This is a genomic window from Sphingomonas sp. CD22, from assembly GCF_034556155.1.
GTDB lineage: Bacteria > Pseudomonadota > Alphaproteobacteria > Sphingomonadales > Sphingomonadaceae > Sphingomonas.
On the sequence record NZ_JAYDYX010000007.1, the window covers coordinates 177,021 to 196,444 of the forward strand.

24 protein-coding genes are annotated in these 19,424 nt (G+C 68.3%); 13 read left to right on the forward strand and 11 right to left on the reverse strand.

Features of this window, described 5'->3' with window-relative positions; all coding sequences use genetic code 11:
* Positions 1-7: 7 nt before the first annotated feature.
* On the forward strand, positions 8-910 hold the full coding sequence (locus SFC76_RS14850; protein ID WP_322850191.1) for a hydrogen peroxide-inducible genes activator: 903 nt from the start codon (positions 8-10) through the stop codon (positions 908-910).
* Positions 911-926: 16 nt separating this feature from the next.
* The gene (locus SFC76_RS14855) at positions 927-1,541 is read left to right on the forward strand and encodes a fasciclin domain-containing protein (protein ID WP_322850192.1); all 615 of its coding nucleotides are present in this window, start codon (positions 927-929) and stop codon (positions 1,539-1,541) included.
* Positions 1,542-1,842: 301 nt separating this feature from the next.
* Here the strand turns inward: SFC76_RS14855 and SFC76_RS14860 are convergent, their stop codons facing one another.
* From SFC76_RS14860 to pgsA, 3 genes are read right to left on the reverse strand one after another with little or no spacing between them, the layout of a single operon-like run.
* The gene (locus SFC76_RS14860; RefSeq protein ID WP_322850193.1) at positions 1,843-2,301 is read right to left on the reverse strand and encodes a molybdenum cofactor biosynthesis protein MoaE; all 459 of its coding nucleotides are present in this window, start codon (positions 2,299-2,301) and stop codon (positions 1,843-1,845) included.
* Positions 2,298-2,555, reverse strand: a complete 258-nt coding sequence (moaD, locus tag SFC76_RS14865) for a molybdopterin converting factor subunit 1 (protein ID WP_322850194.1) — start codon at positions 2,553-2,555, stop codon at positions 2,298-2,300. The genes SFC76_RS14860 and moaD overlap by 4 nt, the downstream gene beginning before the upstream one ends.
* Before the next feature lie 3 nt (positions 2,556-2,558).
* A complete protein-coding gene (gene pgsA, locus SFC76_RS14870) occupies positions 2,559-3,125 on the reverse strand; it encodes a CDP-diacylglycerol--glycerol-3-phosphate 3-phosphatidyltransferase (protein WP_038663498.1) in 567 nt (188 codons plus the stop codon).
* Between the two features lie 293 nt (positions 3,126-3,418).
* Here pgsA and SFC76_RS14875 point away from each other — a divergent pair, with 293 nt between their 5' ends.
* Positions 3,419-4,708, forward strand: a complete 1,290-nt coding sequence (locus tag SFC76_RS14875; protein WP_322850195.1) for an MFS transporter — start codon at positions 3,419-3,421, stop codon at positions 4,706-4,708.
* 7 nt (positions 4,709-4,715) lie between these two features.
* On the opposite strand, the gene SFC76_RS14880 is transcribed toward SFC76_RS14875, so the two are convergent.
* Positions 4,716-4,883, reverse strand: a complete 168-nt coding sequence (locus SFC76_RS14880; RefSeq protein WP_322850196.1) for a hypothetical protein — start codon at positions 4,881-4,883, stop codon at positions 4,716-4,718.
* Between the two features lie 99 nt (positions 4,884-4,982).
* On the opposite strand from SFC76_RS14880, the gene SFC76_RS14885 reads away from it, so the two are divergent.
* Complete coding sequence (locus SFC76_RS14885; RefSeq protein WP_322850197.1) at positions 4,983-5,456, forward strand: GreA/GreB family elongation factor; 474 nt, start codon at positions 4,983-4,985, stop codon at positions 5,454-5,456.
* A gap of 208 nt (positions 5,457-5,664) precedes the next feature.
* Positions 5,665-5,832: a hypothetical protein gene (locus SFC76_RS14890; protein WP_156143830.1), complete on the forward strand. Its 168-nt coding sequence runs from the start codon at positions 5,665-5,667 to the stop codon at positions 5,830-5,832.
* Between the two features lie 27 nt (positions 5,833-5,859).
* Here the strand turns inward: SFC76_RS14890 and SFC76_RS14895 are convergent, their stop codons facing one another.
* Both SFC76_RS14895 and SFC76_RS14900 read right to left on the reverse strand, forming a co-directional pair.
* On the reverse strand, positions 5,860-7,206 hold the full coding sequence (locus SFC76_RS14895; RefSeq protein WP_322850198.1) for a sensor histidine kinase: 1,347 nt from the start codon (positions 7,204-7,206) through the stop codon (positions 5,860-5,862).
* Positions 7,203-7,934 (reverse strand): response regulator, encoded by a 732-nt coding sequence (locus SFC76_RS14900; RefSeq protein WP_416222429.1) that lies wholly within the window; start codon positions 7,932-7,934, stop codon positions 7,203-7,205. Before SFC76_RS14900 ends, SFC76_RS14895 begins: the two co-directional genes overlap by 4 nt.
* Positions 7,935-8,059: 125 nt before the next feature.
* Between SFC76_RS14900 and SFC76_RS14905 the strand changes: the two genes are divergently transcribed.
* Positions 8,060-8,803, forward strand: a complete 744-nt coding sequence (locus SFC76_RS14905; RefSeq protein ID WP_322850200.1) for an EF-hand domain-containing protein — start codon at positions 8,060-8,062, stop codon at positions 8,801-8,803.
* Positions 8,804-9,064: 261 nt separating this feature from the next.
* Here the strand turns inward: SFC76_RS14905 and SFC76_RS14910 are convergent, their stop codons facing one another.
* Positions 9,065-10,393 carry an MFS transporter gene (locus SFC76_RS14910; RefSeq protein WP_322850201.1) on the reverse strand — a complete coding sequence of 443 codons (1,329 nt, stop codon included), beginning with the start codon at positions 10,391-10,393 and terminating at the stop codon, positions 9,065-9,067.
* A 168-nt stretch (positions 10,394-10,561) separates the two neighbouring features.
* On the opposite strand from SFC76_RS14910, the gene cyoA reads away from it, so the two are divergent.
* From cyoA to SFC76_RS14935, 5 genes are read left to right on the forward strand one after another with little or no spacing between them, the layout of a single operon-like run.
* A complete protein-coding gene (cyoA, locus tag SFC76_RS14915) occupies positions 10,562-11,743 on the forward strand; it encodes a ubiquinol oxidase subunit II (RefSeq protein ID WP_322850202.1) in 1,182 nt (393 codons plus the stop codon).
* 10 nt (positions 11,744-11,753) lie between these two features.
* Positions 11,754-13,766 carry a cytochrome o ubiquinol oxidase subunit I gene (cyoB, locus tag SFC76_RS14920; RefSeq protein ID WP_322850203.1) on the forward strand — a complete coding sequence of 671 codons (2,013 nt, stop codon included), beginning with the start codon at positions 11,754-11,756 and terminating at the stop codon, positions 13,764-13,766.
* Between the two features lie 5 nt (positions 13,767-13,771).
* Positions 13,772-14,401: a cytochrome o ubiquinol oxidase subunit III gene (gene cyoC, locus SFC76_RS14925; RefSeq protein ID WP_322850204.1), complete on the forward strand. Its 630-nt coding sequence runs from the start codon at positions 13,772-13,774 to the stop codon at positions 14,399-14,401.
* Positions 14,398-14,805 carry a cytochrome o ubiquinol oxidase subunit IV gene (gene cyoD, locus SFC76_RS14930; RefSeq protein ID WP_322850205.1) on the forward strand — a complete coding sequence of 136 codons (408 nt, stop codon included), beginning with the start codon at positions 14,398-14,400 and terminating at the stop codon, positions 14,803-14,805. Before cyoC ends, cyoD begins: the two co-directional genes overlap by 4 nt.
* A gap of 38 nt (positions 14,806-14,843) precedes the next feature.
* Positions 14,844-15,488: an SURF1 family protein gene (locus tag SFC76_RS14935; protein WP_322850279.1), complete on the forward strand. Its 645-nt coding sequence runs from the start codon at positions 14,844-14,846 to the stop codon at positions 15,486-15,488.
* Between the two features lie 6 nt (positions 15,489-15,494).
* On the opposite strand, the gene SFC76_RS14940 is transcribed toward SFC76_RS14935, so the two are convergent.
* The 3 genes from SFC76_RS14940 to SFC76_RS14950 form a co-directional block, all read right to left on the reverse strand.
* Positions 15,495-15,671: a DUF4169 family protein gene (locus SFC76_RS14940; RefSeq protein ID WP_322850206.1), complete on the reverse strand. Its 177-nt coding sequence runs from the start codon at positions 15,669-15,671 to the stop codon at positions 15,495-15,497.
* A gap of 165 nt (positions 15,672-15,836) precedes the next feature.
* Complete coding sequence (locus SFC76_RS14945) at positions 15,837-16,382, reverse strand: transcriptional regulator (protein WP_322850207.1); 546 nt, start codon at positions 16,380-16,382, stop codon at positions 15,837-15,839.
* 36 nt (positions 16,383-16,418) lie between these two features.
* Positions 16,419-17,507 carry a GNAT family N-acetyltransferase gene (locus SFC76_RS14950; RefSeq protein ID WP_322850208.1) on the reverse strand — a complete coding sequence of 363 codons (1,089 nt, stop codon included), beginning with the start codon at positions 17,505-17,507 and terminating at the stop codon, positions 16,419-16,421.
* Between the two features lie 95 nt (positions 17,508-17,602).
* Here SFC76_RS14950 and SFC76_RS14955 point away from each other — a divergent pair, with 95 nt between their 5' ends.
* Positions 17,603-18,055 (forward strand): DUF2721 domain-containing protein, encoded by a 453-nt coding sequence (locus tag SFC76_RS14955; protein ID WP_322850209.1) that lies wholly within the window; start codon positions 17,603-17,605, stop codon positions 18,053-18,055.
* Positions 18,052-18,459, forward strand: a complete 408-nt coding sequence (locus tag SFC76_RS14960; RefSeq protein WP_322850210.1) for a DUF4345 domain-containing protein — start codon at positions 18,052-18,054, stop codon at positions 18,457-18,459. The genes SFC76_RS14955 and SFC76_RS14960 overlap by 4 nt, the downstream gene beginning before the upstream one ends.
* An 18-nt stretch (positions 18,460-18,477) precedes the next feature.
* Here the strand turns inward: SFC76_RS14960 and argB are convergent, their stop codons facing one another.
* Entirely contained in the window at positions 18,478-19,377 is a 900-nt protein-coding gene (argB, locus tag SFC76_RS14965; protein ID WP_137899096.1) for an acetylglutamate kinase, read from the reverse strand.
* Positions 19,378-19,424: the final 47 nt, after the last annotated feature.

Sequence of the window (19,424 nt, forward strand, 5' to 3'; positions counted from 1 at the left end):
CGCCCCCATGGCAGCGACCTACCTCCCGACGCTGAAACAGCTGCAATATCTCGTTGCGCTGAAGGACGCGGGCCATTTCGGCCGTGCCGCCGACGCGTGCTTCGTCACCCAGTCGACGCTGTCCGCAGGGCTGCGCGAACTCGAAACGCTGATCGGCGTGACCTTGGTGGAGCGCACCCGCCGCGTCGTTCGCTTCACGCCTTTGGGCGACCGGATCGCCGATAAGGCGCGGCGCGTGCTGCGCGAGGCGGAGGAACTCGGCGACATCGCCCGTGCCGCCGGCCGGCCGCTGTCGGGCGAGATGCGGATGAGCGTCATTCCGACGATCGCGCCGTTCATGCTGCCGCACATCCTGCCGCGGCTGCGCCGCGACTATCCCGATCTCAAACTGTTCCTGCGCGAGGAGCCCTCGGGCGCCGCCTGCGAGGGGCTGCACAACGGCCGCACCGATTGCGTGCTGCTCGCCCTCCCCTTCGCCTGCGGCGACGTCGCCAGCCACGCTTTGTTCGACGATCGGTTGTTCGTCGCCTATCAGCCGCATGACATGCCGAGCGACCCGCCGATGATCCCGGCATCGCTGATCGACGAGACGCGGCTGCTGCTGCTCGAGGACGGCCATTGCCTCAAGGATCATGCGCTGTCCGCGTGCAACCGCCCCGAATTGCGCGCCGAGGCGACGATGCTCGGCACCTCGCTGCACACGATCGTGCAGATGGTCGATAACGGCCTCGGCATGACGATGCTGCCGGAGATGGCGCTGAAGGCCGGTATCCTCGACCATACCAATATCGTCGCGCGGCCGCTCGACGCCGACAATGCGGTGCGGCGGATCGCGCTGGTCTGGCGTCGCGCATCGCCGCGCGAAAAGGACTTCCAATTGCTTGCCGAGGCGCTCGCCGAAGCGCGGTGACCCCATAGGAGCCGATGTGATCCGATCCTTGCAGACCTCCGTACGGCGAGCCGCCGTCCTGCTCCTCGCCGCGGGCCTCGCCGGCTGCGTGCCGCCGGCGACCGCGCCGGTAAGCGCCCCGCCGCCGCCGCCCGCCGCCGCGGTCGTGCCGGTCGACCCCTCGCACATCGAATCCGATGCGATGATCGCCACCTCGATCGCCGCGACGCCGGGGCTGGGCACGCTGGCGGCCGAACTGCATACCGCGGAGCTGGATGCGCTGCTCGCCAGCAACGGCCCGTACACATTGTTCGCACCGACCGACACGGCGTTCACCCGGCTCGCGCCGGGGATCGCCCGCGACCTGCTCGCGCCGGAGAATCGCGCGGCGCTCGTTGCGCTGCTGCGCTATCATATCGTCCGGGGAACGATGACCACCGAACAGCTCACCGCCCGCATCCGCGCCGGCGGTGGCCGCACGATGCTGACCACGCTCGGCGGCCAGCCGATCACCGCGACGCTGACCGGCGACGTGATCACGCTGACCAGCGTGACGGGGAACCGCAGCTACGTGGAGGCGGCCGACGTCGCGCAGGCCAATGGCGTGATCCATGTCGTCAACGGCGTGCTGGTGCCGAATCTGCCGCAGTAATTGAATTCCTCCCCCGCCAGGGCAGGGCTATCGCATATGACGTTCCACGCAATGTTCCACGCAATGTGGGTACGTGACCTCTCGCGAGGTTGGAGTTTTCCAATTGAGCTGCGGGCCTCCGGCGCACGATCACAACTTAAAAATTTCATATGCGATAGCCCTGCCCGCCAGGGGGGGGGGTGGCGCGCCCGGAGAGCGTGACGGAGGGGAGGATACGGCGAGCTTCGCGTTTGTGGAAACGCCCCCTCCACCACCCGGCTGCGCCGGGCGGTCCCCCTCCCCCGCTAAAGCGAGGGAGGAACTAAGTGTCTTCCCAGCGCTTCGCCGCATCCATATCCGTGTCGCGCGCCTCGACCCAGCGTGTTTCGCCGGCGCGCGTCTCGCGCTTCCAGAACGGCGCATCGGTCTTCAGCCGGTCGATCAGATACGCGCATGCCTCCAGCGCCGCGGCGCGATGCGCCGAGGACGCCGCGACGAAGACGATCCGCGTGCCCGGCGTCATCGGCCCGACGCGATGCACGATCGTCGCGCCGCCGAGCGACCAGCGCTCCACCGCCCCGGCGGCGACACGGAACAGCGCCGCCTCGGTGGCGCCGGGATAATGTTCCAGTTCCAGCGTGCCGACGCCCCCCGCCTCGTCCTCGTCGGCGCGGACCAGCCCGGTGAAGGTCGCCACCGCGCCGGTCCCCGCCGCCGCCTCGGCGAGGGCCATTTCGGCGGCGATGTCGATCGCCTCGGGCGTGACGACGATACGGATCATCCGCCGGTCACCGGCGGGAACAGCGCCACCTCGCGCGCGCCGACGATCGTCGCGTCCATCGCCACGAACGCCTGATTGACCGCCGCGCGCAGCCGGCCGCGATCGGCCAGCGCCTCGGCGCCGATCGCGTCGCGCGCCGCCAGCCAGTCGACCAGCGCCGCCACCGTCGTCACCGCCGCGGGGACGTCGACCGTTTCCTGCGACCGGCCCATGCGCTCGCGTACCCAGGCGAAATAGAGCATCTCGAATCGCATCGGTCAGTCCATATGCTTCAGGCCGACGCGCAGGTAATCCCAGCCCGTCACCAGCGTCAGCGCCGCCGCCGCCCACAGACAGCCGAGCCCGGTCACCTTGATCCACGCCTGCGCGGGCAGCGCACCCGCGAGGATCAGCGCACCGAACGCGACGAGCTGCAGCGTCGTCTTCCACTTGGCGAGCTTCGACACCGGCAGCGACACCTGCAGGCCGGCGAGGAATTCGCGCAGCCCCGACACCGCAATCTCGCGCAGCAGAATGATCAGCGCGGCGATCAGATGGACGCCGGTGATCAGCGCGCTGTCGTCGTGCCGCGTGCCGACGAGCATCAGGATCACCGCGGCGACCATGATCTTGTCGGCGATCGGATCGAGGAACACGCCGAGCTTCGACACCGCGCCCTGCGCGCGGGCGAGATAGCCGTCGAAATAATCGGTGATCCCCATCAGGCAATAGAGCGCGAAGGCGATCCCGAACCCCGCCTCCCACCGCGGCCACCACAAGAAGGCGACGAGCAGCGGCACCGCGACGATCCGCGACAGCGTCAGGAGGTTGGGCAAGGTCAGCATCGTCGCCTTCCTACCCCGGCGCGGGAGCGGGCGGAACCCCTCCCCTCCCTGACCCCACTCCGTCACCCCGGCCTTGCGCCGGGGTCCCGCTTCTCTGGATGGCGCAAAAAAGCGGGATGCCGGATCGAGGCCGGCATGACGGAAGCCACAGGCGCCGTTGCGACACGCCGATCGGTCGTATGCGACTGCCCCGGCAAGGGAGGGGCGATGCGCGGCCACCTTCCCCGTTGGCGCGCTCTGCGCAAACCGCTATGCCGCGGGGAATACCGCCACGATCGAAGGCCGTTAATCGCATGTTGAATGCCATGGGGTTGCTGAAGCAGCGCCGCTTCCTGCCCCTTTTCACCACCCAGTTCCTCGGCGCCTTCAACGACAATCTGTTCAAGACGTCGATGGTGCTGTTCGCGACCTATGCGATCTTCAACGATCCGCACATGGAGACGAATTTCAACGCGCTGGCGACCGGCATCGCGATCCTGCCGTTCTTCCTGTTCTCGGCGCTCGCCGGGCAATTGGCCGACAGCCACGACAAGGCGCGGATCATCCGTATCGTCAAGACCGCCGAGATCGGCATCATGCTGCTCGGCGCGGCCGGCCTGATGGTCGCGCGGGCCGGCCTGCCGACGCTCGGCGTCGGGCTGATGCTGGGCGCGGTGCTGTTCCTCGGCGTCCATTCGACCTTCTTCGGGCCGATCAAATACGCCATCCTGCCGCAGCATCTGAAAGCGCACGACGTGCTCGGCGGCACCGGGCTGGTCGAGGCGGGCACCTATCTGGCGATCCTGCTCGGTACGATAGTCGCCGGCTATGTGCCGATCGAGGGTGCGGCGATCCTCGTGCTCGTCGTCGCGGTCATCGGCTGGTTCGCCGCGCGCCAGATCCCGCCGGCGCCGCGCGAGGGGCCGCGGCTCAAGCTCAACTACAATCCGTTCACCGCATCGTGGCGGCTGATCCGCACGACGATGCACATCCCGCGGCTGTTCATGGCGATCTGCGCGATCAGCTTCTTCTGGACGATCGGCGCGGTGCTGATCATCATCTTCCCGCCGCTGGTCAAGAACGTGCTCACCGCCGACAAGATGGTGGCGAGCGGCGCGATCGCGGTCTTTTCGGTCGGCGTCGCGATCGGATCGGTGGTGATCAATACAATGCTCAAAGGGCGGATCAGCGCGCGCTACTCGCCGCTGTCGGTGATCGCGATGGGCGGCTTCGTCGTCGTCTTCTCGCTGCTCTGCCGTACCTGGGTGCCGGCGGCGGCAGGCCAATATTACGACTGGACCGACTTCGTCGCGCAGCCGCGCGCGATCCCGATCATGCTGTGCCTGCTGGCGATCGCCACCACCGGCGGCATGTTCGTCGTGCCGCTCTACGCCTTCCTCACCACCACGGTGGAAAAGGACCAGACCGCGCGCACCGTCGCGGCGAACAACGTCGTCAATTCCGGCGCGATGACGCTGGGGTCGATCGCCGCGATCGGGATCAACATCGCCGGCGTCCAGCCGGTCGACATGCTGTTCCTCGTCGCCGCGATGTGCCTGATCTCGGCCTGGATCGCACAGCGGCTGCACCGCGCCTGCGATTGAGCCGGCGCTAGAACAGGAATGTGTAGAAGCAGGTGAAGAAGGCGGCGAAGCTGAGCAGGAACAGCTTCCAATCCTCGTCGTCGCTTTTCCTGATGTCGGGCAGCACCGGCGGCGGCAGCGTCCGCCGGAACGGGTGTCGGGCCGATTCATTGGTGAGGACGAGGCGTCTGGTCATGGCGAGGGTGTTAACGCCTCGTTTACGATATCGACCAGCGCCAAAGGTGGTTAAACCCGACCTGTCCACGGATGGGACGTTAACGATGAGGACCGTGTGATGAGTGTCGCGTTCCGCCGCGAGAGCGACGAGGAGCATCTGGAGCCCAAGTTCGAGCTGCCCATCCCCAGCGCGCCCAACCTCGTCACCGCCACCGGCAAGCGGCTGATCGAGGAGCGGATCGCCACGCTGGAGGCGGCGATCGCGGCGGCGGATGCGGCGGCGCTGGATGCGCTGCGCCGCGACCTGCGCTATTGGCAGACGCGCCGCACCACCGCCGTGCCCACCGCCGCGCCCGCCGACGGCAGCGCCGGCTTCGGCACGCGGGTGACGATCCGCCTCGCCGGCAAGACCCGGACGATCGCGATCGTCGGCGACGACGAGGCCGACCCGCACGCCGACCGGCTCGCCTACGGCGCGCCGCTGGCGCATGCGCTGATCGGCGCCGAGCCCGACGACGTCCTCGCCTTCAATGGTCGCGACGCGGCGATCGAGGTGCTCGCGGTCGAACCGATCGATCCGCCGGAGGATTAGGCGAGCTACGGGACCGGGGGGATCCCGTAGCTCGACCGTCGGGCACCGGGGAGCGCCCGGATGTCGATGGGTCGAAAGTGGGAGAGAACGCCACCGACGCGCGCATCGCTAGCCACGCCATATTGCCGCGATATTTCCGCTTTGGACCGTTCGAGACATCCGCAGGCAATGCGCCGGCGTGATGACCGCGCGAGAAGGAGCCCAGCCCATGCCGGCATCGCCGATGATCGCCACCTGCCTTGCGACCCGCCACCGCCCCGGCCGCAAACAGAGCGAGATCGGTGGCGTCCGCCGCGCGCGCTGCGTCTGCTGCGGCATGCAATTGATGCGCACCGCGATCAGCCGCCGCTGGATCATCGCCGACCAATTGGGGTGACGGAGGCACGGGGGCCGCCCGCCCCCGTCACACCGGCAACGTCACCCGCGCGATCGCGCCGCCGTCGGGATGGTTGGCGATCGTCGCGTCGCCGCCATGCGCCCGCGCGACGCCGCGCACGCTGCTCAACCCCAGACCGATCCCGCCGGTATCACGGTTGCGCGAGCGTTCGCCACGGAAGAAGGGTTCGAACAATCGATGCAGGTCCTCGGGCGCGATGCCGGGGCCGTGATCGCGCACCGCGATCAGCGCATGGCCGTCGATCCGGCTCAGCATCACCTCGGCATCGCCGCCATATTTCAACGCGTTGCCGACGAGGTTGGCGATCAGCGACTTCAGCCCCGCCGCATCGCCCTCGATCACCAGCGGCTCGCCCTCGTGCAGCGTCACCGGCTCGCCGCGGTCCTCCAGCTCGTCGGTGACGCTCTCGACCAGCGAGCGCAGGTCGAGCCGGCGCCGCTCGCCGATCTGGTTGCCGTCGCGGAAGAAGGCGAGCGCCGCCTGGATCATCGCCTGCATGTCGCGGATGTCCGCCTCGCTGGCGCTGCGCAGCGGCTCGGGCGCGCGCTCCAGCCGCAGGCCGAGCCGCATCAGCGGCGTGCGCAGATCGTGCGCGATCGCCGCGATCATCATCGTGCGATCCTCGACATAGCGGTTGAGCCGCGCCTGCATGCGGTTGAACGCCGCCGCCGCGTCGGCGATCTCCGCCGGCCCGCCGAGCGGCAACGGCGCCGCGCGCGGATCGCGGCCGAGCCGCTCCGCCGCCGCGCCGAACGCGGCGATCGGCTTGGTCAGCCGCCGCGCCAGCAGCCAGGCGAAGGGCGCGATCGCGACCAGGGCCGCGAGCAGCCACAGGAACGCCCGCCACCGCCAGCTCTCGAAACCGGTGCGCGCCGCGCGCGCGATCCGCCAGCTCCCGTCGGGCTGATGCACCGAGACGGTGAAGCGCCCGAACAGGATCTGGTTGCGCGCATCGGGCGAGCGCGCCCGTTCGGGATAGCCCTCGCGCCGCGGCATCGGCCCGAAGACGATCGGCGGCGGCCCGCCGAAATGGACATGGACGAGGTCGAGCGGCAGTTCGAGCTGCGCCGCCATCAGCCGGCGGATGCGGACGCTGCGCGCATCGTATGGCGCGGGGTTGCTCGCCTCGCGCGTCACCAGCACCTCGCCGGTCGCGTCGCGGCCGGTGCGCAGCGCGGTGGCGACCTGCGGCACCGAGAAGATGCGCGGCGTCGGCGGGGTGATGAACACGACCAGCGCGACGTTGAGCGCCTGCACCGTCGCGACGCTCAGCAGCATCACGAGGAAGACGCGCCAGAACAGCGACTTGGCGACCCAGCTTATCCCCAGCCGGGACGCCGGCCGCCAGCTCATGCCCGCGCCACCGCGGGCACGAACAGATAGCCTTCGTTGCGGATGGTGCGGATGATGTCGTCGCCGCCGCTGCGCAGCTTGCGCCGCAGCCGGCTGATCTGCACGTCGATCGCGCGATCGAACGCCTCGCTGTTGGGGCCGCGCGCCGCCTCGAGCAGCCATTCGCGCGACAGCACCCGCCGCGGCCGCTCGGCGAAGACGCGCAGCAGGGCGAATTCGCCGTCGGTCAGCCCGACCAGCACGCCCTGCGCATCGAACAATTCGTGCGCCATCAGGTCCATCGTCCAGCCGTCGAAGCTCAGCCGCGAGCGGTCGGCGGGCTCCGCCTGCTGGCGGCTGCGCAGCGCCGCGCGGACCGTGGCGATCACCTCGCGCGCGCTGCACGGCTTGGTCAGATAATGGCTCGCGCCAATCTCCAGCCCGACGATGCGGTCGCGCTCCTCGCCCAAGGCGCTCAGCATGATGACCGCCGGGCCACCGTCGCGGGTGATGCGGCGGCAGGCCGAGATACCGTCCTCGCCCGGCATCATCACGTCGAGCAGCACCGCGTCGATCCGGTCGCGCTCCAGCACCGCGTCCATTTCGCGGGTATTGGCCGCCGCCTGCACGCGATAGCCACGCGCGCCGAGGCTCTGGGTCAGCAGGGTGCGGATCTCGCGATCGTCGTCGACCACCAGGATCGCCGCCGGTTCGTCCCCCGATGCCCCTGCATTATGCTGTTGGCTCATCATCGCCCTCTCATGGCGTCGAATTGTTTCCGCCGGATAACCGCATGATACCGGGTTGCGGCGGTCGTGGACATCCAACCGCAACATTGAGCTGGTTCACAACGTCGATCACTCGGGGAACAGCCATGAACCGCACCATCGTCATCGCCCTGCTCGCCTGCTCCGCACCGGCCGCCGCCCAGCAGCCGCCCGCGCACGGCAACCACCGCACCTTCATCAGCCCGATGGGCCAGCCCTTCCACGGCGACGACGCCGCGCCCGACCCCGAACGCGCGTGGTTCGACGCGGCGGACGCCAACAAGGACGGCGCGATCACCCGAGTCGAATTCCAGGCCGACGCCAGCCGCTTCTTCGCGACGCTCGACCGCAAGCACGACGGCGAGATCGACCCCGACGACATCGATTATTACGAGAGCACGATCGCGCCGGAGGTGCGATCGGGCAGCGGCGGGCCGGGAGTGATCGCCAGCGGTTCCGATTCGGACGGCGGCGGCAAGGCGCCCGCCTATGACGCCGGCAAGCTCGGCGCGGCGCGCTTCAGCTATTTCCAGCTCCCCGAGCCGGTCACCGCCGCCGACCGCAACTTCAACCGCGGCGTCGATGCGCGCGAATTCGCCGACGCCGCCGACAAGCGCTTCGCCTCGCTCGACAAGAACCACGACGGCAAATTGAGCTGGGACGAACTGCCCCACGTCACCGGCCGCGCGGCCGCGATGAGCCGCGGCGGTGGCGGCGGGCGTAGCGGCGGTGGCGGTGGTGGCCATCGTGGCGGCGGCCGCCGCGGTGGCGGCATGGGCGGCGCCGGCAGCGGCTTCGGCGGCGCCGGTACGGGCCCCGGCGGCGACATGACCGGCTTGGGCAGAGACTAAATCCTCCCTCGCGAAGCGGGAGTGCAGGGTCGATCATGCCCCCGGCATGATCTTGGATTGCCGGGGGCAATCCAACCCTGCGCTGGGGACCGCCCGGCGCAGCCGGGTGGTGGAGGGGGCGTCTCCGCATACGGTAAGCGCACCGTATCCTCCCCCTCCGTCAGGCCTTCGGCCTGCCACCTCCCCCCGGCGGGGAGGAATTAAGGTAGCGCCCCGCAAAGCCGCCGGAGAACGGCGTCGACGGTCACCCCCGCCGACGGATCAATCCAGCCGCCGCGCCAGCTCCTTGTTGAGCCCCAGCGCCACCAGCGTGGCGAACGCGCCCGACAGCAGATACCCGCCCGCCGCCAGCAGCCCGAACTGGCTCGCCAGCACCAGCGCGGCGAGCGGCGCGAAGCCCGCACCGAACAGCCATGCCAGATCCGAGGTCAGCGCCGCGCCGGTGTAGCGCGCGCGCTTGGGAAAATTGTTGGTCACCGCGCCCGACGACTGGCCGAACGACAGGCCGAGCAGCACGAAGCCGCCGATCATGAACGCCAGCTCGCCCGCATCGCCGCCGGCGAGCAGCTGCGGCGCGAAGCCGCTGAACACCGCGATCGCCGCCGCGGTATAGCCGAGCACCGAACGTCGCCCGATCCGGTCGGCGAGCAGGCCCGAGATCACCACCGCGCCCAATCCGAAGAAGGCGCCGATGATCTCGATCCCCAGGAAGCGCGCGATATCCTCGTTGGTGTAGAGCGCGATCCACGACAGCGGGAACACCGTCACCATATGGAACAGCGCGAAGCTGGCGAGGGGTGCGAAGGCGCCGATGATGATGTTGCGCCACTGCGCCTTGACCGTCGCCGACACGCGCGACGGGGTCAGCTCGCGGGTCTCGAACAGCCGGCTGTATTCCGGCGTGACAACGATGCGCAGCCGGGCGAACAGCGCCACGACGTTGAGCGCGAAGGCGACGAAGAACGGATAGCGCCAGCCCCACGACAGGAAGTCGACGCCCTCCATATTGGCGAGCAGGAAGGCGAACAATGCGCTCGCCACGATCAGGCCGAGCGGCGCGCCGAGCTGCGGCACCATCGCATACCAGCCGCGCTTCTCCGGCGGCGCATTCAAGGCCAGCAGCGAGGCGAGCCCGTCCCAGGCGCCGCCGAGCGCGAGGCCCTGGCCGATGCGGAAGGCGGCGAGCAGGATCGCCGACCATATCCCCACCTCGGCATAGCCGGGCAGGAAGGCGAGCGACACGGTCGAGGTGCCGAGCAGGAACAACGCGATGGTCAGCTTGGTGCCGCGGCCGTGCTCGCGATCGACCCACATGAAGATCTGCGTGCCGATCGGCCGCGCGATGAACGCCAGCGGGAACAGCGCGAACGAATAGAGCGTCCCGGTCAGCCGGTCGACGTAGGGGAAGACCAGCGCCGGGAAGACGATGACCGAGGCGATCGCATAGCAGAAGAAGTCGAAGAATTCCGACGTGCGCCCGATGATGACGCCGATCGCGATCTCACCCGGGCGGACCTCATGGTCTCCCCGTGTGTTGACGGCACGTGCATCGCGTTCGAGCGATCCGGAATGGGCGGAAGCCACTGACATGTATCGCAGTCCTGTCGTCTCGCAGCCCGAGGGCCGTCGGTCATCAACGCGCCGCACCCGGTTTCGGACGCAGCGCCAGCATGACCCCTTACCGCAGCCGGTCGCGCACGGGGATAGGACAAAATGTCCTATTTTGCGGTGCAGCACACAGGCGTACCGGACCTGACGATGCGAACCCTCCCGTTCTCCCCTCTCCCGCCCCGTTCAGCGCGTGCCCTGCGCACCGCCGCCGCGCTTCTGGCGCCTGCCCTGCTGGGCGGGTGCAATTGGGTGGTGATGAACCCGTCCGGCGACGTCGCGCGGCAACAGGCCAATCTGATCCTGTGGTCGACCGGCCTGATGCTGCTCATCATCGTGCCGGTGATCGCGCTCACCATCCTGTTCGCGTGGAAATATCGCCACACCAACGAGGAGGCGGATTACGAGCCGCATTGGGACCATTCGACCGGGCTGGAGCTGATCATCTGGTCGGCGCCGCTGATGATCGTAATCGCGCTCGGCGCGCTGACCTGGATCAGCACCCACGCGCTCGATCCCTATCGCCCGCTGGCACGGCTGGAGCCGGGCAAGGTGCTGGCCAAGAACGACAAGCCGCTGGAGATCCAGGTGGTGTCGCTCGACTGGAAATGGCTGTTCATCTACCCCGAACAGGGTGTGGCGACGGTCAACGAGCTGGTCCTGCCGATGAACCGCCAGGTTCGCTTCCGGATCACCTCGTCGTCGGTGATGAACACCTTCTACGTCCCCGCGATGGCCGGCATGATCTATTCGATGCCGGGCATGGAGACGCGGCTGCACGCCGTGCTCAACAAGCCGGGCCGGTTCGAGGGCCTGTCCGCCAATTACAGCGGCGCCGGCTTCTCCGACATGCATTTCACCGTCGACAGCGTCGACGATGCCGGCTTCGCCAAATGGGCCTCCGAGGCACGCAGCGCGCCGGCGAAGCTCGACATGCCGACCTATGTCCAGCTCGAAAAGCCGAGCGAGAAGGTGCCGGCGATCCGCTACGCCGCGTTCCAGCCGCAATTGTTCGACCGCATCCTCGGCATGTGCACCAAGCCGGGCGAGACCTGCATGCAGGCGACGATGATGAAGGACGGCGCCAGGGACCCGCATCGCGACAGCGGCCATGGCGCCCCGGTCAACGACAGCGGCCATATGCGCGGCAGCGAATCGAAGGGCGCCCTGGAGAAGGCTCCCGAGGAGAAGGGCAGCAGCCCGCACCGTAACGCCCCCCGTCCCGCCCCGCCCGGCAGCAACAAACCCGGCGCCGAAGACAATCGCTCGATGACCTCCGCCGCCCCGCTGCCCGCCATGCTGACCGGCCTCACCGCCGCCGCCCGTTCCTAGGACCGACCTGATGTCCGATGCTTTGCTCAAGACGATTTTCGGGCGCCTGACGCTCGAGAGTTTCCCCATTCACGAACCGATCCTGATCGGCACCTTCGCCGTCGTGGCGATGGGTGGTGCCGCGCTGATCGCCGCGCTGACCTATTTCAAGGTCTGGGGCTATCTGTGGAAGGAATGGTTCACCTCGGTGGACCATAAGAAGATCGGGATCATGTATATGATCCTCGGCATCGTCATGCTGCTGCGTGGCTTTTCCGATGCGCTCATGATGCGCGCGCAACAGGCGATGGCGTTCGGCCCGAACGAGGGCTTCCTGCCCGCGCACCATTACGACCAGGTGTTCACCGCGCACGGCGTCATCATGATCTTCTTCGTGGCGATGCCCTTCGTCACCGGTCTGATGAACTATGTCGTCCCGCTCCAGATCGGCGCGCGCGACGTCTCCTTCCCGTTCCTTAACAATTTCAGCTTCTGGATGACCGCCGCGGGTGCCGCGATCGTCATGGCCAGCCTGTTCGTCGGCGAGTTCGCCCGCACCGGCTGGCTGGCGATGGCGCCTTTGTCGGGGCTCGATTATTCGCCCGATGTCGGCGTCGATTATTACATCTGGTCGTTGCAGATCGCCGGCGTCGGGACATTGCTGTCGGGCGTCAACCTGCTCGCGACGATCATCAAGATGCGCGCGCCGGGCATGAGCCTGATGAAGATGCCGATCTTCACCTGGTCGGCGCTCGCCACCAACGTGCTGATCGTCGCCGCTTTCCCGGTCCTGACCGCGGTGCTCGCGATGCTCAGCCTCGACCGTAACATCGGCACGCATTTCTTCACCAACACCATGGGCGGCAACCCCATGATGTACGTCAACATGATCTGGATCTGGGGCCACCCGGAGGTCTACATCCTGATCCTGCCGGCGTTCGGCGTGTTCAGCGAGGTCACCTCGACCTTCTGCGGCAAGCGGCTCTTCGGCTATACGTCGATGGTCTACGCGCTGCTGGTCATCACCATCCTCGCCTATCTCGTCTGGCTGCACCATTTCTTCACCATGGGGTCGGGGGCGAGCGTCAATTCGTTCTTCGGCATCACCACGATGATCATCTCGATCCCGACCGGGGCCAAGATCTTCAACTGGCTGTTCACCATGTACAAGGGCCGCATCCGCTTCGAACTGCCGATGATGTGGACGATCGCGTTCATGATCACCTTCGTCATCGGCGGCATGACCGGCGTGCTGCTCGCCGTACCGCCCGCCGACTTCGTGCTGCACAATTCGCTGTTCCTGATCGCGCACTTCCACAACGTGATCATCGGCGGCGTGCTGTTCGGCATGTTCGCGGGGATCAATTACTGGTTCCCGAAGGCGTTCGGCTTCAAGCTCGACAAGAAGTGGGGCACGATCAGCTTCTGGTTCTGGGTCATCGGCTTCTACGTCGCGTTCATGCCGCTCTACGTGCTCGGCCTGATGGGCGTGACGCGTCGCCTGCGCCACTTCGAGGACCCGTCGCTGCAGATCTGGTTCATCATCGCCGCGATCGGCGCCGCGATGATCGCGGTCGGCATCGCCGCCTTCCTGATCCAGTTCTACGTCAGCTTCCGCAACCGCGAGGCGCTGCGCGACTTCACCGGTGATCCGTGGAACGCCCGCAGCCTCGAATGGGCGACCTCGTCGCCGCCGCCGGCGTACAATTTCGCCTTCACGCCCGTCGTCCGCGATCTGGACGCCTGGTACGACATGAAGTCGAACGGCGCCGAACGGCCGATCACCGGCTTCCGCGACATCCACATGCCGCGCAACACCGGCGCCGGCATCATCCTGGCCGGTTTCTCGATGGTCATCGGACTGGCGATGATCTGGTACATCTGGTGGCTCGCCGCGCTGGCGTTCGTCGGATTGCTGGCGGTCGCGATCGGCCACACCTTCAACTATGACCGCGATTTCTACATCACCGCCGCCGAAGTCACCGCCGCCGAGGACGAACATACCCGGCAGCTGACCACGCACGCAGCGGTCGCGGGGGCCTGAGGACCATGAGCGAAGCAACCATCCCACCGGGCACACAGGCCCCGGTCTTCTACGAGACCGACGAACATCATCACGACGCCGGCGGCAGCACGATGCTGGGCTTCTGGCTGTACCTGATGAGCGACTGCCTGATCTTCGCCATGCTGTTCGCGGCCTATGGCGTCTACGGCGGCAGCTATGCCGGCGGACCGCAGCCGCACGAGATTTTCGAGCTGCCGCTGGTGGCGCTGAACACCTCGATGCTGCTGCTGTCGTCGATCACCTACGGCTTCGCCATGCTGGCGATGAACGACGGCAAGGTGCGTGCGACGCAGGGCTGGCTGGCGATCACCGGCCTGTTCGGCCTCGCCTTCCTCTGCATCGAGCTCTACGAATTCTCGACGCTGATCCACGAAGGCGCCGGGCCGCAGCGCAGCGCCTTCCTGTCGTCCTTCTTCACCCTGGTCGGCACGCACGGTCTGCACGTCACCTTCGGCCTGATCTGGCTGGTGACGCTGATGGTGCAGGTCGGCCGCAAGGGGCTGATCGCCGCCAACCAGCGCCGCCTGCAATGCCTGTCGCTGTTCTGGCACTTTCTCGACGTGATCTGGATCGGCGTCTTCACCTTCGTCTATTTGCTGGGAGTGCTGCGATGAGCGCGGACACGCATCACGGTCACGACGCGCACGGTCACGATGCGCACGACAATGCGCATGGCCACGGCCATTCGTCCGAAGGCGCGCACGGCAGCCGCAGGGATTACGTGATCGGCTTCGTCCTGTCGGTGATCCTCACCGCGATTCCCTTCGGGCTGGTGATGAGCGGCGTCATCGTCGACGCGCGGATCACCGCGGGCGTCGTCATGGTGTTCGCGCTGGTGCAGATCGTCGTCCACATGATCTACTTCCTGCACATGAACTCCAAGTCGGAGAATGGCTGGACGCTGATGGCGCTGATCTTCACGATCATCGTCCTGACGATCTGTCTCGCCGGCTCGCTCTGGGTCATGTATCACATGAACACGAACATGATGCCGAGCATGGACGCGAGCGCGATGTGAGCCATCCCGCGTCCCGCCGTGGATGGGCGACCGGCGCGATGCTGGTCGTCATCGCGCTGCTGATCGGCCTCGGCATCTGGCAGCTCGAACGGCGGACGTGGAAGCTCGCGCTGATCGCGCATACCGAAGCGCAACTCGCCAGTCCGCCCGTCCCCGCACCGGGGCCGGCGGCCTGGCCGGGCGTCGGCAACGACGACGCCTATCGCCCGGTCCTCGCGACCGGCCGTTACCGCACCGGCGCCGACACCTATGTGCAGTCGGTCACCGATCTCGGCGGCGGGTTCTGGGTACTCACCCCCTTCGTCACGGATCGCGGCTTCACCGTGCTGATCAACCGCGGCTTCGTCCCCGGCGAGCAGCGCAGCCGCGTCGCCCCCTCCGCCGCGCCGCAGACCGTCCGCGGCCTGCTTCGTCTCGGCGAACCCGGCGGCGGCTTCCTGCGCAGCAACGATCCCGCGGCCGACCGCTGGTATTCGCGCGACGTCGCCGGAATCGCCGCGGCCAAGCATCTCGGCCCGGTCGCCCCCTATTTCATCGATGCCAGCGAACCCAAGACCGGCTGGCCGCGCGGTGGCCTCACCGTCGTCCGCTTCCACAACAGCCATCTGGTCTATGCGCTGACCTGGTTCGGGATGGCGGCACTGGTCGCGCTGATGGCATGGCGGGTCCGCCGCCCGCGCTGACCCGCGTCAGTCGTCCAGCTTCGCGCCGTCGACGATCCGCTCGGCCCGGTCGCGCTCGGCGGCATCGGCCGCGCGCTCGGCCTTGCTCCGCCCGAACTTGGCACGATTGGCCTCGGCGGTCCGCGCCGCGACGGCACGATCGCGCGCCTTGCGCGCCAGACGCAGATTGATGATCTCGGGCATAGGGAACCTCATATCAGTCCTCCCCCGCCAAGGGGAGGTGGCACGGCGAAGCCGTGACGGAGGGGGAGGACAGGGTGGGAGCCTCGTTGCACAGCTCCGACCCTTACCTCCCCCTCCACCATCCGGCTGACGCCGAACGGTCCCCCTCCCCCTGGCGGGGGAGGATTAAGCCGCCGCCCGCGCTTCAGCCGCGCGCCTCACCACACACCAGCGCTCCCATTCGTCGCGTGCATCCGCCAGCGCGCGATGCGCGGGCACGTCGCGGTCGCGCACCTCGGCCAGCGTCACCACCTCCGCCACCGCGCGCCCGAGCAGCTCCGTCGGCACGACGTCGCGCAGGATCGCGGTCGCCGTGTCGCGCTGCGCCTCCTCGGTGTCGCGCAGTCGCAGTGCGTGGCGCGGCAGCTTCGCCGCGCGCAGCAGCGCGCTCAGCCATTTGCCGTCCCACGACGGCGCACTCGCGAACAGCTCATGCCCGCTGAGCGTCTCGATCATCCGCCGCGCGACGGCGTCGTGCGGCATCCCCTCCGCCTCCAGCCGCGCGCGCGGGATATGGTGGATCGCCTCGGCGGCCGCGTCCCAATCGGTCCATTGCGTCGCCGGGCGGATCAGATGGCTTTCCTCGCGCCCGTCCTCGAACACCCAGGCGACCTCGATCGGATAGCTCAGCTTGGCGAGCGACGAGGCTTCGAAATCGAGGAATACGAGCATGATCCGCCAACGCCTAAGCGGGCGGAAGGGGTGCGTCTAGCCGCCCTGCCCCGATCGCCGCCACGCGCCGCGCGCCCATCGCCCGACCAGCGCCGGCAGTCCGGGCCGCAGCAGCAGCCAGTCGCGGATCGCCGGCCCCTTGTCGGCGCCGATCACCTGTTTGTAGCCGCTGTCCCCCGCGCCCCAGTCGACGCGGGCGATGCCCCGCCCCAGCGCCTCGACGAGATTGCGATAATAGAGCAGTTTGCCCGGCGAATGTTTGGCGAACGCGGGATCGTAGCTGTTGGCGATCGCATATTTGAGGTCGCCCGCATCGATGTCGAACGAGAAGGCGGCGGGCTTGCCGTCGATCGTCAGCAACGCCGCACGCAGCATGCCGGCGATCACCGGGTCCGCCGCCGCCGCACGCCAGAACGCACCGTGGCCGGTGGTGGTGAACTTAGCGTCGGAGCCGTCGGTGCGCGCCGTGATCCAGCTTACCGTCTCGATCTGCGTGAGCATGTCGAACGCCGCGGGCCAGTCCGCGCCGCTGAGGAAGCGCCATTCCGTCGCGCCGTGGCTGGCGAGATGCTTCTCGTGGAAGCGGTTCTTGCGCAGTGTCGATCCGCGCGGCCAGCCTTCCGCCTGCAGCGCCGCCATGTCGAGCAGCCAGCTGTCGGCGACGAACCGGTCGAGCACCGCCCAGCCGCCCGCCCGCGCCGCCGCGATCAGCGGTGCCGCCGCCGCATCGTCGTCATAGACCGGGCCGATCCGCAATCCGTTGACCGCCCCGGCCAGCGTCGCCAGCGCCGCGCGCAGCGTCGCCTCGCCCGCCCCGGTAGCGAGCGGAAAGCTGCGGAACGGCCAATAACTCCCCGGCACCGCCGCCAGCCGCGCCCAGCGCGGCCCGACGCCGACGAACGGCAGCGCGCAGGTCGGCACGCCGTCCTCCTCGACCAGCAGCGTCCGCGCCCGCCCGCCGTAAGCGCCGAGCGCCGCGGCGAACCAGCCGTAGCGCAGGAAACCGTGGCTCGCCGCGGCACGCGCGGCGACGTCGTCGATCCCCGCGGACAGCCCGTCGCCGACGGTGGCGCGCGCCACCGGGGGCAGCCGCTGGAATTCGGCAAGGAGCATCGCTTCGGTCACCCCGGCGCATCTAATCGCCACGCCTTACCAATCGGTGCAGATTGCGGCGAGCCGTGCACCCTTTCGCCTCGCGCGACGCGCCCTATGATGGGGCCATGCCAGTGTTCTTCCAGGTTTCGACGATCGCCCAGACGATCCAGCTGTCGCTCGCGCCGGTGTTCATGCTGGCGGCGATCGGCCAGATCCTCAACGTCCTCGCCGGACGGCTCGCCCGCGTCATCGACCGCGCCCGCATCCTCGAAGAGCGCGTGCTCGGCACCGAGAGCGGCGCGGACCGCGCGCGCGACGTCTGGGAACTCAAATTGCTCGACGAACGCATGTCGATCATCAACGCGGCCTTGTTCCTGTCGGTGTCCAGCGCGGTGATGGCCTGCGTCGTCATCGCGTTGCTGTTCATCGCCAATATCGCCAAATTCCATATCGGCACCTGGATCGCCCTGGTCTTCATCGTCGCGGTGGCGCTGCTGATCTGCTGCCTCACCGCCTTCATGTGGGAGGTGCGCGTGTCGCTGCGCGCGATCCACGTCCGCAAGGAGATCCTGTCGTGAGCCACGCCGTCGAGCGCCGCCTGTTGCAGGCGGTGGTGGCGCTCGCCTGCCTGGTGCCGCTGTCGGTCGGCGGGCAGAGCGTGCTGCACGGTCCCGGCTTCCTCGGCCATCCGCCGGTGATCCCCAACGATCTCGACAGCCATTTCCGCTATATTTCGGGCATCTTCCTCGGCGTCGGCATCGCCTTCGCGAGCTGCGTGCCGCAGATCGAGGCGACCGGCCCGCGCTTCCGCCTGCTCGGCGCGCTCGTCGTGGCGGGCGGCCTGTCGCGCGTCGTCTCGCTGATCGCGGTCGGGCCGCCGTCGCCGGGCCATCTGTTCGGCTTCGCGATGGAATTGGGCGCGGTGCCGCTGCTGATGCTCTGGCAGGCGGCGTTCGCGCGGCGCTGGCGCGCGGCGCACTGATCCAGCCGCCTGCCGGGGTCAGGCGTGGACGAGCGTCCCCGCGCCCTCCGAGGTGAAGATTTCCAGCAGCATCGCATGCGGCACGCGGCCGTCGAGGATCACCGCGGCATCGACCCCGGCCTCGACCGCGGCGACGCAGGTCTCCACCTTGGGGATCATCCCGCCGGAAATCGTGCCGTCCGCCTTGAGCGCAGCGATCCGCGCCGGATCGAGATCGGTCAGCAGCGTCTTCTGCTTGTCGAGCACGCCGGCGACGTCGGTCAGCAGGAAGAAACGCGCCGCGCCGAGCGCGCCGGCGATCGCCCCCGCCATCGTATCGGCGTTGATATTGTAGGTCTGGCCGTCGGCGCCCATCGCGATCGGTGCGATCACCGGGATGATGCCGCTCGCCGACAGCGTGTCGATGATCGTCCGGTCGACCGCGACCGGTTCGCCGACGAAGCCCAGGTCGACGTGCCGCTCGATCCCCTGCAACGTATCCGGCGTCTCGCGGCCGACTTTCTTGGCGGTGACCAGATTGGCGTCCTTGCCCGAGATGCCGACCGCGCGGCCGCCGGCCTGGCCGATCCAGGCGACGATTTCCTTGTTGATCGATCCGGCGAGCACCATCTCCGCGATCCGCGCCGTCTCGGCATCGGTGACGCGCAGCCCGTCGACGAAGCGCGATTCGACGCCCAGCCGCTTGAGCATCGCGCCGATCTGCGGCCCGCCGCCATGGACGACGACCGGGTTGATGCCGACCGCCTTGAGCAGCACGACATCCTCGGCAAAGTCGCGCGCCAGCTCGGGATCGCCCATCGCATGGCCGCCGTATTTCACCACGAACGTCTTGCCCGCATAGCGCTGCAGATAGGGCAGCGCGTCGGTCAGCGTTTCGGCCTTGGCGAGCAGCGCGGCAGTGGCGATCGAGTCGGTCATGCGCGCGCCTTTACCCGCGGATCGCGCGGCTTCAAAGCCTCTGTGGC